The 12,305-nt window shown below is 61.4% G+C and carries 11 protein-coding genes; 10 read left to right on the top strand and 1 reads right to left on the bottom strand.

From position 1 onward, the window contains the following. From ABI213_RS07570 to ABI213_RS07540, 7 genes are all read left to right on the top strand, one after another. On the top strand, positions 1-210 hold a 210-nt coding region (locus tag ABI213_RS07570), incomplete at its 5' end, for a GMC oxidoreductase (RefSeq protein ID WP_348026600.1). Between the two features lie 201 nt (positions 211-411). Next, entirely contained in the window at positions 412-1,071 is a 660-nt protein-coding gene (locus tag ABI213_RS07565; protein ID WP_348005588.1) for a TetR/AcrR family transcriptional regulator, read from the top strand. A gap of 32 nt (positions 1,072-1,103) precedes the next feature. Beyond that, positions 1,104-2,900 (top strand): acyl-CoA dehydrogenase C-terminal domain-containing protein, encoded by a 1,797-nt coding sequence (locus tag ABI213_RS07560; RefSeq protein WP_348005587.1) that lies wholly within the window; start codon positions 1,104-1,106, stop codon positions 2,898-2,900. 21 nt (positions 2,901-2,921) lie between these two features. Beyond that, complete coding sequence (locus ABI213_RS07555) at positions 2,922-3,350, top strand: DUF2147 domain-containing protein (RefSeq protein WP_348005586.1); 429 nt, start codon at positions 2,922-2,924, stop codon at positions 3,348-3,350. Positions 3,351-3,365: 15 nt separating this feature from the next. Then, a complete protein-coding gene (locus ABI213_RS07550; protein WP_348026598.1) occupies positions 3,366-5,780 on the top strand; it encodes a 3-hydroxyacyl-CoA dehydrogenase/enoyl-CoA hydratase family protein in 2,415 nt (804 codons plus the stop codon). 9 nt (positions 5,781-5,789) lie between these two features. Next, the gene (locus ABI213_RS07545; protein ID WP_348005584.1) at positions 5,790-6,998 is read left to right on the top strand and encodes an acetyl-CoA C-acyltransferase; all 1,209 of its coding nucleotides are present in this window, start codon (positions 5,790-5,792) and stop codon (positions 6,996-6,998) included. A 30-nt stretch (positions 6,999-7,028) separates the two neighbouring features. Then, positions 7,029-7,790 (top strand): enoyl-CoA hydratase, encoded by a 762-nt coding sequence (locus ABI213_RS07540; RefSeq protein ID WP_348005583.1) that lies wholly within the window; start codon positions 7,029-7,031, stop codon positions 7,788-7,790. Positions 7,791-7,901: 111 nt separating this feature from the next. Here ABI213_RS07540 and ABI213_RS07535 read toward each other — a convergent pair whose 3' ends face one another. Then, positions 7,902-8,564, bottom strand: coding sequence for a GntR family transcriptional regulator (locus ABI213_RS07535; RefSeq protein ID WP_348005582.1), 663 nt, complete (start codon positions 8,562-8,564; stop codon positions 7,902-7,904). 213 nt (positions 8,565-8,777) lie between these two features. Here ABI213_RS07535 and ABI213_RS07530 point away from each other — a divergent pair, with 213 nt between their 5' ends. The 3 genes from ABI213_RS07530 to ABI213_RS07520 all read left to right on the top strand — a co-directional run. Further along, a complete protein-coding gene (locus ABI213_RS07530; RefSeq protein WP_348026596.1) occupies positions 8,778-10,001 on the top strand; it encodes an ABC transporter substrate-binding protein in 1,224 nt (407 codons plus the stop codon). 90 nt (positions 10,002-10,091) lie between these two features. Then, a complete protein-coding gene (locus ABI213_RS07525) occupies positions 10,092-10,967 on the top strand; it encodes a branched-chain amino acid ABC transporter permease (protein WP_295953261.1) in 876 nt (291 codons plus the stop codon). A 2-nt stretch (positions 10,968-10,969) separates the two neighbouring features. Continuing rightward, the coding region (locus ABI213_RS07520) for an ATP-binding cassette domain-containing protein (RefSeq protein WP_348026594.1) at positions 10,970-12,305 on the top strand (1,336 nt) is incomplete at its 3' end.

Genomic DNA, 12,305 nt, shown 5'->3' with positions numbered 1-12,305 from the left:
GGCTCGGTCTACCATGCCTGTGGCACGGCGGCCATGGGGCCGGATGCGCAGCGTGCCGTGGTGGACCACCGCCTCAAAGTGCATGGCTTGCAAGGGTTGCGGGTGATCGATGCCTCGGTGTTTCCGACGGTCACCTCGGGCAACACCAACGCGCCCACAATCATGGTGGCCGAAAAAGGTGCTGCCATGCTTCTGGAAGATGCCGCTTGATGTAAGGCCCCTTTCCCGACGGCGGAGTCAGTTGGCCAAAAAAGGACCGTAGCAGTGCTGCGGTCCTTTTTGCTTTTATCTGGCAGGGTTTGTCCCTGTCGCACAGATTCCGATTTGGCATGTACTCGGCTGGACTTTTGAAAATAACTCTGTTCAAATCAAAAAATAGCACGATCGTTCGTATTTCCCCATTTAAACCCCATGGCCCTTTCTGAACACCCCGCAAAAGCGGCCCGCGATGCGCTCCCGGATGGGCGTGCGCTGCTCAAGGGTCGCCAGACCAAGGCCTCCATCATTGAGGCGGCTTTGGGCCTGGCCAGCCACATCGGGCTGGAAGGCCTGAGCATAGGCGCGTTGGCCGAAGTCACGCAGATGAGCAAGTCCGGCGTGTTTGCCCATTTTGGCTCGCGTGAAGAGCTGCAGATTTCCGTCATCCGCGAGTACTACCGCCAGTTTGAGGCCGAGGTGTTCTACCCCGCCATGCAGGCGCGACGCGGCTTGCCGCGGCTGCAAGCACTGTTTGCCAACTGGATGCAGCGTGTGGCCATTGAGCTGCAATCGGGCTGCATTTTCATCAGCGGCGCGGTCGAGTTTGACGACCGGCCCGGCCCGGTGCGCGATGCGCTGGCCAACTCTGTGCAGGCCTGGCTGTCGGCCTTTTGCCGCGCTGTGGTACAGGCTAAAGAAGTCGGCGACCTGCGCCCCGATGCCGACGAGCACCAAGTCGCCTTCGAGATACACGGTTTGATCTTGTCGTTGCACTATGAGCACCGTTTCTTGAAGAATCCCGGTGCGGTAGACCGTGCCAACACCGGTTTCGCCAACTTGCTGGCGCGCTACGGACAGCCTGCCACTCTCTGACCCCATTCCATTCAAAATTCCAAGGAGCCTCCATGCCAACCTACTCCCCTCCGCTGCGCGACATGCAATTTGTGATGCACGAAGTGCTAAAGGTCACTGACGACCTGAAGCTGATGCCCCAGCATGTCGACACCGATGCCGACACCATCAACGCCATCCTGGAAGAGGGCGGTAAGTTTGCCTCTGAAGTGGCTTTCCCGCTGAACATCAGCGGCGATGCCGAAGGCTGCACACTGGACAAAACCACCCACGAAGTCACCGCCCCCAAGGGCTTCAAACAAGCCTACGCCCAGTACGTGCAAGGCGGTTGGGCTGCGTTGAGCTGCGACCCGGCCTACGGTGGCCAGGGCCTGCCGTTTGTGGTGAACCAGTGCTTCTATGAAATGCTGAACTCGGCCAACCAGGCCTGGACCATGTACCCCGGCCTGTCGCACGGCGCCTACGAGGCCCTGCACGCCCACGGTACCGACGCGCAAAAAGCCCTGTACCTGCCCAAGCTGACCAGCGGCGAATGGACCGGCAGCATGTGCCTGACCGAACCGCATTGCGGCACCGACCTGGGCCTGCTGCGCACCAAGGCCGAACCCCTGGCAGATGGCACGTACAGCCTGACCGGTAACAAGATTTTCATCAGCGCCGGTGAGCATGATCTGGCCGCCAACATCGTCCACCTGGTGCTGGCCCGCCTGCCGGACGCGCCCGTGGGAAGCAAGGGCATCAGCCTGTTTGCGGTACCCAAGTTCCATGCGGCTGCTGACGGCACACTGGGTGCGCGCAACGGCATCTACTGCGGCGGCCTGGAGCACAAGATGGGCATCCACGGCAACTCCACCGCCCAGATGGTGCTGGATGGCGCCATCGGCACCCTGGTCGGCCAGCCCAACAAGGGCTTGGCGGCCATGTTCGTGATGATGAACGCCGCCCGCTTGGGTGTGGGCAACCAGTCGCTGGGCCTAACCGAAGTGGCCTACCAAAACGCCCTGGCCTACGCCAAAGACCGCATCCAGATGCGCTCGCTGTCGGGCACCAAGGCCAAGGACAAACCGGCCGACCCCATCATCGTGCACCCCGATGTGCGCAAGATGCTGCTCACCGCCAAGGCCTACGCCGAAGGTGGCCGCGCGCTGGGCATCTTCTGCGGCGTGCTGCTGGACAAGGAACACAGCCACCCCGACGAAAAAGTGCGTGCAGATTCCGGCGAAATGCTGGCCCTGCTGACGCCCATCGTCAAAGCCTTCATTACCGACAACGGCCACATTTCCACCAATGCCTGCATGCAGGTGTTTGGCGGCCACGGCTTCATCAAGGAATGGGGCATGGAGCAGTATGTGCGCGACAACCGCATCAACATGATCTACGAAGGCACCAACACCATCCAGAGCCTGGACCTGCTGGGTCGCAAGATCCTGGGTAACAACGGCGCGACGCTGAAGAAGTTCGGCCGCCTGGTGGCCGCGCTGGTGGAAGAAGAAGGCGTGAACGAGAAGATGGGCGAGTTCATCACCCCCATCGCCATCCTGGGCGACCAGGTCACCAAGCTGACCACCGAAGTCGGCTTCAAAGGCTTTCAGAACGCCGACGAAGTGGGCGCTGCCGCAGTGGATTATTTGCGTGTGGCTGGCCACCTGGTGTTTGGTTACTTCTGGGCGCGTATGGCGCAAGTCGCGCTGCGTGAAATCGCGGCTGGCAACACCGACCAGTTCTACCTGGCCAAGGTCCAGACCGCGCGTTTCTACTTCGCCAAGCTGTTCCCGGAAACCGCCACGTTGATGCGCACCATCCGCAGCGGCAGCAAGGCGCTGATGGACACCGACGCCGCCCTGGCTTAACCCATCCCACCGGAGACAAGCATGAAAAAAATAATAGCACTCTGTGCAGGAATGGTATGCGCTGGAGCCGTATTTGCCCAAATGACCCCCGAGGGCCTGTGGCGCAGTATCGACGACAAGTCCGGCCAACCCAAGGCCGAGATCCGCATCACAGCCGTGAATGGCGTGCTCTCCGGTGTGGTGGAAAAAGCCCTGATGCCCAGCAGCGAACCCAACTGCACCCAATGCAGCGACGACCGCAAAGACAAACCCAAGCTGGGCATGGAAATCATCCGTGGCGCCAAGAAGGCCGAGGGCAAAGATGTGTGGGAAGAGGGCAAGATTCTCGACCCTGAAAACGGCAAAAACTATACCCTGCGTATGGAGCCGCTCGAAGACGGCAAGAAGCTCCAGATCCGTGGCTACATCGGCCCGTTCTACCGCACCCAGGTGTGGCAACGCATTCAATGATTTTGAAAGACCCTCATGTCTAAATTCCCCATCAAAAAAGTCGCCGTGCTAGGCGCTGGCGTGATGGGTGCGCAGATTGCCGCGCACCTGGTCAACGTCAAAGTGCAGGTCGTGCTGTTCGACCTGAAAGCTTCGGCCGGCCCGGCCAACGGCATCACTGCCAAAGCCATCGCCAACCTGAAGAAGCTCAAGCCCGCGCCGCTGGGCGTGGCCGAAGATGCCGACCTGATCCAGCAAGCCAATTACGACGACCACCTGGAGCAGTTGAAGGACTGCGACCTGGTCATCGAGGCCATCGCCGAGCGCATGGACTGGAAGCTCGACCTGTACAAAAAGATCGCCCCGTTTGTCGCCCCGCATGCGCTGGTGGCGTCCAACACCTCCGGCCTGTCGATCACCAAGCTCAGCGAGGCCTTGCCTGAAGAAATTAAACCCCGCTTCTGCGGCATCCACTTCTTCAACCCGCCGCGTTATATGTACCTGGTGGAGCTGATCAACACGCCCACCACCCAGCCCGAAGCGCTGGACCAGCTCGAAGCCTTTGTGACGACAAGCCTGGGCAAGGGCGTGGTGCGCGCCAAGGACACGCCGAACTTCATCGCCAACCGCGTCGGTATCGCCGGCATACTGGGCATCATCGGTGAGACCGCCAAGTTCGGCCTGACCTATGACGTGGTCGACGACCTGACCGGCAAGCGCCTGGGCCGTGCCAGCTCGGGCACCTTCCGCACCGCCGACGTGGTGGGCCTGGACACCATGGCCCATGTGGTCAAGACGCTGCAAGACAACCTGAGTTTAGATGCCGACCCGTTCTACGGCAGCTACGGCACGCCGCCCGTGCTGGCCAAGCTGCTGGAAATGGGCAACCTGGGCCAGAAGGCCAAGGCCGGTTTCTTCAAGAAGGTCGGCCGCGACATCCTGCGTTTCGACATGGCCACGGCGACCTACGTGGCCGGTGGCGAAAAGGCCGACGAGGTCTATGGCCGCATGCTGAAGAAGCCCGCCGCCGAGCGCCTGGCCCTGCTGCGCAACAGCGAAGGCCCGCAAGGCCAGTTTTTGTGGGCGGTGTTGCGCAACAGCTTCCACTACGCCGCTGTGCACCTGCAGACGATTGCCGAAACCGCGCGCGACGTGGACCTGGCGATGCGCTGGGGCTTTGGCATGCAGCAAGGCCCGTTCGAGCTTTGGCAAGAAGCCGGTTGGCTGACGGTGGCGAACTGGATCAAGGAAGACATCGCCGCAGGCAAAGCGCTGAGCGACGCGCCGCTGCCCGACTGGGTCTTCAACGGCCCGGTGGCCGAGGCGGGCGGTGTGCACACAGCCGAAGGTTCGTGGAACCCGTCTACTTCAAAATTTGTAGCGCGCCACGCACTGCCTGTCTACGCCAGGCAGCTATTCCCTGAAAAAATCTCCGGCCACACCCAAGGCCTGGGACTCGGCGGCGGTTTTGAGACTGCAGGCAAGACCCTGCATGAAGACAAGGCCATCCGCCTCTGGACCCTCGACGACCAAATCATCATCGCCAGCATCAAGACCAAGATGCACGCCATCAGCCCCGAGGTCTCCGAAGGCCTGGCGCGTGCCGTCGATCTGGCCGAGAAAGACTACGCCGGTGTGGTCATCTGGTCGGGCGACGAGCCCTTCAGCGCCGGTGCCGACTTGCAGGCTATGTTGCCCGGTTTCATGATGGGCGGCGCGGGTGCCATCAACAAGATGGAAAAAGCGCTGCAGCAAGTGATGCTGAAAATCCGCTACGCCAACGTGCCGGTGGTGTCCGCCGTGCGCGGCCTGGCGCTGGGCGGTGGCTGCGAACTGGCCGTGCACTCGGCCCGCCGCGTGGTGGCCATGGAAAGCTATATCGGCCTGGTGGAAGTCGGTGTGGGCCTGGTGCCCGGCGCCGGCGGCCTGACCTATATCGCCCGCCGTGCGGCCGAGAACGCGGCCCTGTCCACACACAAAGACTTGCTGCCCTTCCTGACCGAGGGCTTCACCGCCGCGGCCATGGCCAAGGTTGGCACCAGTGCGCTGGAAAGCCGCAAGCTGGGCTATCTGCTGGATAGTGACGTCATCGTGCCGAACAAGGACGAGCTGCTATTCGTCGCTTTGAACGAAGCCAAGGCCATGGCGGCTGGCGGTTACCGCGCGCCACACAAGCGCCAGTTTCTGGTGGCAGGCCGCAATGGCAAGGCCACCATCCAGGGCCAATTGGTCAACATGCGCGACGGTGGCTTCATCAGCCAGCACGACTTCCATATCGCCAGCCTGATCGCCGGCGTGGTGACCGGTGGCGACGTGGACAACGGCACGCTGGTGACCGAGGAATACCTGATGAGCCTGGAGCGCAAAGCCTTCTGCAGCCTGCTGGAGAACGCGAAGACCCAGGAGCGGATCATGGGGATGCTCTCTACGGGCAAGCCGGTACGGAACTAAGGAACGACTATGAGCAAACAAATCCAAGACGCCTACATCGTCGCCGCCACCCGCACGCCCATCGGCCGTTCGCACAAGGGCTATCTGCGCAACACCCGGCCTGACGAATTGTTGGCCACCACGCTGCGTGCCGCTTTGGCCCAGGTGCCAGGGCTGGACCCGGCCACCATCGAAGACGTGATCTGCGGCTGCGCCATCCCCGAAGCCCAACAGGGCCTGAACGTGGCGCGCATCGGCGCGGTGCTGGCGGGCCTGCCGAACTCGGTGGGCGGCATCACCGTGAACCGCTTCTGCGCCTCCGGCATCAGCGCGGTGCAGATGGCGGCCGACCGCATCCGCGTGGGCGAGGCCGACGTGATGTTTGCCGCCGGTGTCGAGAGCATGAGCATGGTGCCGATGATGGGCAACGGGCCCAGCCTGTCGCCCAACATCTTCACTAACACCGACGACGTGGACAACTACGGCATCGCCTACGGCATGGGCCTGACGGCCGAGAAGGTGGCGCAGCAGTGGAAGATCAGCCGCAGCGCGCAAGACGAGTTCGCCTACGCATCCCACATGAAGGCGCTGGCGGCGATGAAGGCCGGTTATTTCAGCGACGAGATCACCCCCATCACGGTGGACGACCGCAGTGTCGATCTGGACAGCGCCAAGGTCACCATCACCCAGCGCACTATCAACCTGGACGAAGGCGTGCGCCCCGAAACCACGGTCGAAGGCCTCGGCAAGTTGAAGACCGTGTTCTCGGCCCGTGGCTCGGTGACGGCGGGCAACAGCTCGCAGACCTCCGACGGTGCCGGTGCCTTGATACTGGCCAGCGAGTCGGCCATCAAGCGCTTCGGCTTGACGCCGCTGGCGCGCTTCGTCAGCTTTGCCAGCAAGGGCGTGCCGCCGCACATCATGGGCATCGGGCCGATCGAGGCGATTCCCGCTGCGCTGCGCTATGCCGGTCTGCAGCACCAGGACATCGACTGGTTCGAGCTGAACGAGGCCTTTGCGGCCCAGTCGCTGGCCGTGATCAACACGCTAGGCCTGGACCCGTCGAAAGTGAACCCGATGGGCGGTGCAATTGCGCTCGGCCACCCGCTGGGCGCCACAGGTGCCATCCGTGCCGCGACCGTCATCCACGCGCTGCGCCGCAACAACCTGAAGTACGGCATGGTGACGATGTGTGTCGGCATGGGCCAGGGGGCGGCTGGCATCTTCGAGCGGGTGTAGGCTCACGGCATTTTTAGATATGGAAAACCCATGACCGACATCCTCACCCACACCGAATCGGGCATCTTGACCATCACGCTGAACCGCGTGCCCAAGAAGAATTCCATCACCTCTGCCATGTACGCGGCGATTTCTGATGCGCTGGAGGTGGCGACTGCCGACCCCTTGGTACGGGTAGCGGTGATCCAGGGGCACGAAACCATCTTTTCGGCGGGCAACGATATCGGCGACTTTTTGAAGGCTCCGCCTACCACCGAGTCGCCGGTGATCCGCTTTCTGCGCGTGATCAGCAGCTTCCCCAAGCCGCTGATCGGCGCGGTGTGCGGTGCGGCGGTGGGTGTGGGCACCACGCTGCTGTTGCACTGCGACCTGGTGTACGCGGGCGACAACGCGGCGTTTTCGCTGCCGTTCGTCAACCTGGGCCTGTGCCCTGAAGCGGGGTCCAGCTACCTGCTACCGCGCCTGATGGGCCACCAGCGGGCCGCGGAGGCGCTGCTGCTGGGCGACCCGTTTACCGCAGAGACGGCGCTGGAAGTGGGCCTGATCAACCGCATCGTGCCGCCTGCCGAGGTGCACGCCCTGGCGCACCGGCAGGCACAGCGCTTGGCGGCCAAGCCGCTGGGCGCGCTGGTGGCCAGCAAGCGCCTGATGAAGCAAGAGCAGGCGGCTCCGGTCGCCGCGCGCATCGAAGAAGAGATTGCCATCTTTGGCCGCATGCTGGGCGAGCCTGCTGCCAAGGAAGCGCTGACCGCCTTTATGGAAAACCGGCGACCGGATTTCTCGACCTTGTGATGCTGCGCAGTGCATGGACGTTTGCTATTGAAATAGAAGCTGTTTGCGCAGGTACAGAATGCGCTAGAGCCTGTTTTTATGCTTAACTTTGGGTTGTGGAGTAAACCGCAGTTATGCCTCGGCGGACAGTGGCAGGCTTGCCAGGGAGGCGAGCAGGTCACCAAAGCGTTCGCCTTGCAGCATGGCATGTTGGTGCAGGGCTTCAGTAGCAGCTTGCGCATCGCCTGCGGTGATGCCGCGCAAGATGGCCGTCTGTTCTTGGAAGGCGGTGTCCATGCGGTTGCGGGCGCGCAGTTGCAGGCGCAGGTAGGGGCGTAAGCGGCGCTGCAGCTTGGCTGCTTGGTCGCTCAGATACCGGTTGTGGCTGCCCGCGTACAGCGCGGTGTGGAAGCTTTCCGTGCCGCCAAAGTAGGCCTCTGGATCTTGGTCGGCCAGCGCTTTTTCGCAGTCTGCGTGGGCCGTTACCAGCGCCAAGCGTTCGCCGTTGGTCATGCGCCGGGCCGCCAACTGCCCGCACAGGGTTTCCAGCGTCACCATCACCTCGCACATTTCCAGTAGCCGCGTGGGGTCCATGCGGGTGACGACCGCCCCGTGCCGGGGGCGCATTTCGATAAGACCCTCTGCGGCCAACTGGATCATGGCTTCGCGCACAGGCGTGCGTGAAACACCATACAGTTGCGCCAGGCTGGCTTCGTCCAGCGCGCTACCGGGCAGCAGCACACCGGTGGCGATCCTATCCTCAATTTTTTCGCGCAATTGGGCCGAGATTTTCATACCGGGATTCTGCTCCCGCGCCTCTCAAAAAATGCATAGCTGTATTCAGGGTATTCACTAGAAAGCTTTGCAAATACGAAGCGTACATTTATGTATACATGCCCCCTGGGGTGTGAAAACGCCGAGATGCCCCCGGCCCGGGCGCAATGAAAAACTCCGTTGAAAAATGGCTTTGAGACTTGCGTTACTTTGACTAAAAACAGGAGAGACACCATGCGTTTTCGTTTTGCCAAACTAGCCTCCCACGCGGTATTTGCCTCGGCCATCGTGTGCCTGGCCGCCGCTGCCACGGCTGCCGAGCCCATCAAGATCGGTGTGAGTGGTCCATTCACCGGCGGCTCGTCGTCCATGGGCGTGAGCATGCGCGACGGGGTGAAGTTGGCGGTCGAAGAAATCAACAAGGCCGGTGGCGTGATGGGACGGCAACTGCAAACCGTAGAGCGCGATGACGAGGCCAAAAACGAGCGCGGCGTGCAGATCGCCCAGGAGCTGATCAACAAGGAAAAAGTCACCGCCACCGTGGGCTTTATCAATACCGGCGTGGCGCTGGCGTCGCAACGTTTCTACCAAGAAGCCAAGATCCCGGTGATGAACAACGTGGCCACCGGCTCGGTGATCACGCACCAGTTTGACGACCAGCCTGCCAACTACATTTTCCGCAACGCGGCGAACGATAGCATCCAGGCACCGATGATTGTGGAAGAGGCGGTGGCACGGCGTGGCTACAAGAAGGTCGCCATCCTGGCGGATTCCACCAACTATGGGCAACTGGGCCGCGAGGACTTGGAAAAAGCCCTGGCCACGAAGGGCATCAAGCCGGTGGCGGTGGAGAAGTTCAACATCAAGGATGTGGACATGACCGCGCAGTTGCTCAAGGCCAAAGAAGCCGGTGCCGAAGCCGTGCTGACCTACGGCATTGGCCCCGAGCTGGCACAGATTGCTAACGGCATGACCAAGCTGGGCTGGAAAGTGCCGATCATTGGTAGCTGGACCTTGTCGATGGCCAACTTTATCGACAATGCAGGCCCCGGCGGTGACGGCGCGCGCATGCCGCAGACCTTTATCCAGGAGCCCACCACGCCCAAGCGCCAGTCCTTCATCATCAGCTACCTGAAAACCTTTAACCCGAAGAACGCCCGCATCGACTCGCCGGTGTCTGCCGCCCAGGGTTATGACTCGGTGTACCTGTTGGCCGCGGCCATCACCCAGGCCAATTCCACCGATGGGGCCAAGATCAAGGCCGCGCTGGAGGATTTGAAAACGCCTGTGACTGGCGTGGTCACCACCTACAACAAGCCCTTTACCGCCAAGGACCACGAGGCCATCACGGCCAATATCCCGGTGTTTGGCGAGGTCAAGGGCCAGCGCGTGATTTACGCCTATCCCGATGACTTCAAGAAGGCCTCGGAAGTACGCCTCAAGGAAGCCAAAAAATAAGCGGATTCTGCTTCGCACAGAGTTATTGCACCGCCCTGGCCGTTTCGGCTAGTGCGGTATTTTTTTGGATATTTGCCCGGAGCCCACACCATGGCCATCCTGCTTCAACTCATTTACAGCGGCATTGCGCTGGGCATGATCTATGCCGTCATAGCGTTCGGCTACCAGCTGACGTTCCAGACCTCGGACACGCTCAATTTCGGCCAGGGGGATGCGCTCATGCTGGGGGCCATGGTGGGCCTGACACTGGTCACCATGGGCGTGAATTTTTGGCTCATGCTGCCACTGGTGATGGTGTTTGGTCTGTTCCAGGGGGCGCTGGTGGAGCGCATCGGGGTGCGCCCGGCGATCAAGATCAAGAGTGAGTTTGGCTGGATCATGTCCACCATCGCGCTGGGCATTATTTTCAAGAACGTGGCCGAAAACGTGTGGGGCCGTGACGACATGAAGTTTCCGTCCCCCTTGCCCGAATCGCCGCTCAAGTTTCTGGGTGCCAATGTGCTTCCGATGGAGATTTTGGTGGTGGTGGGTGCGGTGCTGATGATGCTGGCAGTCGAATTTTTCAACCGCAAAACCATCTACGGCAAGGCCGTGGTGGCCACTTTCAATGACCGGGACGCGGCCAAGCTGATGGGCATCAACACCGGCTTGGTGATCACGTTTTCGTACGCGCTGTCGTCGGCTACGGCGGCGTTTGCCGGGGCCCTGATTGCACCGCTGACGCTCACCGGGGCCACCATGGGCTCGGTGCTGGGGCTGAAGGCGTTTGCGGTGGCCATCATTGGCGGGCTGACCAGCGGCATGGGTATTATTGTGGGCGGCATCATCCTGGGTGTGGCCGAAACCACTACCGGCTTTTACCTGTCCACCGGCTACAAGGATGTGCCTGGTCTGGTGCTGCTGCTGCTGGTGCTGGCGCTCAAGCCTGCGGGCTTGTTCGGAAAAACCGCCATCAAGAAAGTCTGACGATGAACCGCAAGTCTTTGATCGCGGCCGTGCTCGGGCTGGCCTTGCTGGCAGCGGCACCGCTGTTTACCAGCAATCCGTATTACATCCACATGGTCGGCACGATCATGATTTACGCGATTTTGCTGTTTGGCCTGGACATTGTGGTGGGTTACACCGGCCAGGTGTCGCTAGGCCATGCCGGGCTGTTTGGCGTGGGCTCCTATACCGCCGGGGTGTTCTTTTTGAAGCTGGGCGCACCGCTGTGGGTGGTTATTCCGGCCAGTATTGGTGTGACCGCCGGGTTTGGCGCCTTGCTGGCCTTGCCCGCCTTGCGGGTTACCGGCCCGTACCTGGCCATGGTGACACTGGCGTTTGGCACCATCATCCAGATCCTGATCAACGAGATGACTTTTCTGACCGAGGGCCCGATGGGGATCAAGCTGACCAAGCCCTCCATTGCGGGCTACCAGCTCAATGAAAACGGCTTTTACTGGCTGGTGTTTGTGCTCATGGTGGTGTCGCTGGTGGTGGTGGACCGCATCCTCAAGTCGCAACTGGGCCGCGCCTTCGAGGCCTTGCGGGGCAGCCCGGTGGCATCGGACTGCATGGGCGTGTCGGTGTACCGCTACAAGGTCTATGCGTTTGTGATCAGCGCGGGTTTTGCGGGTCTGGCGGGTTGCCTGTATTCCTATTCAGAGCAGTACATCTCGCCCAACACCTACAACTTCGAGTTGACCGTGCTGTTCTTGCTGGCGGTGATCATGGGGGGCCGCAAGTCTCGTGTGGGTGCGCTGCTGGGGGCTGCCATCATTGTGATTTTGCCAAAGCTGCTGGACGACTTGGAGCTGTTCCGCATCGTGGCCTCGGCGCTGGCGGTGTTGATCACGGTAGGGGCCATCGTAGGCCTGGTACAGAAAGTCACCAGTCCCAAAGCGGTTGCCATTCCGGTGCTGGGCTCCATCGCGCTGGTGGTGTTTTCGTTCTGGCTGCAGTCCATCACCGACTGGCGGCTCAGCATCTTTGGCCTGATGATTTTGTTCGTGGTGTATTACCTGCAGGACGGCATTGTGGGCTTTGTCCACGGCCTGTTTGTCCGCAAAACCACGGCTGCCGATGGCGAGCTGGCAGACGCCGGCAGCGCGGGGGGCGATGCCGTCATGGTGGCCGCCAATGCCAACCACAGCGCTGTGGGCTCAGACCTGCTGGTGGCCCAGGGCGTGTTGATGCAGTTTGGCGGCTTAAAGGCCATCAACAACGTCGATCTTCGGATCCAGCGCGGCACCATCCATGGGCTGATTGGCCCCAATGGCTCTGGTAAAAGCACCATGATGAATGTGCTCACCGGCATCTACGTGC

Source organism: Rhodoferax sp. (assembly GCF_039922535.1).
Lineage (GTDB): Bacteria > Pseudomonadota > Gammaproteobacteria > Burkholderiales > Burkholderiaceae_C > Rhodoferax_B.
This window is presented reverse-complemented; position numbering and strand designations above follow the sequence as displayed.

What these genes read in the sequence shown, in the direction of transcription:
- ABI213_RS07565 (WP_348005588.1), top strand. Translation starts at nt 412, where the DNA reads ATGGCCCTTTCTGAACACCCCGCAAAAGCGGCCCGCGATGCGCTCCCG.
- ABI213_RS07560 (WP_348005587.1), top strand. Translation starts at nt 1,104, where the DNA reads ATGCCAACCTACTCCCCTCCGCTGCGCGACATGCAATTTGTGATGCAC.
- ABI213_RS07555 (WP_348005586.1), top strand. Translation starts at nt 2,922, where the DNA reads ATGAAAAAAATAATAGCACTCTGTGCAGGAATGGTATGCGCTGGAGCC.
- ABI213_RS07550 (WP_348026598.1), top strand. Translation starts at nt 3,366, where the DNA reads ATGTCTAAATTCCCCATCAAAAAAGTCGCCGTGCTAGGCGCTGGCGTG.
- ABI213_RS07545 (WP_348005584.1), top strand. Translation starts at nt 5,790, where the DNA reads ATGAGCAAACAAATCCAAGACGCCTACATCGTCGCCGCCACCCGCACG.
- ABI213_RS07540 (WP_348005583.1), top strand. Translation starts at nt 7,029, where the DNA reads ATGACCGACATCCTCACCCACACCGAATCGGGCATCTTGACCATCACG.
- ABI213_RS07535 (WP_348005582.1), bottom strand. Translation starts at nt 8,564, where the DNA reads ATGAAAATCTCGGCCCAATTGCGCGAAAAAATTGAGGATAGGATCGCC.
- ABI213_RS07530 (WP_348026596.1), top strand. Translation starts at nt 8,778, where the DNA reads ATGCGTTTTCGTTTTGCCAAACTAGCCTCCCACGCGGTATTTGCCTCG.
- ABI213_RS07525 (WP_295953261.1), top strand. Translation starts at nt 10,092, where the DNA reads ATGGCCATCCTGCTTCAACTCATTTACAGCGGCATTGCGCTGGGCATG.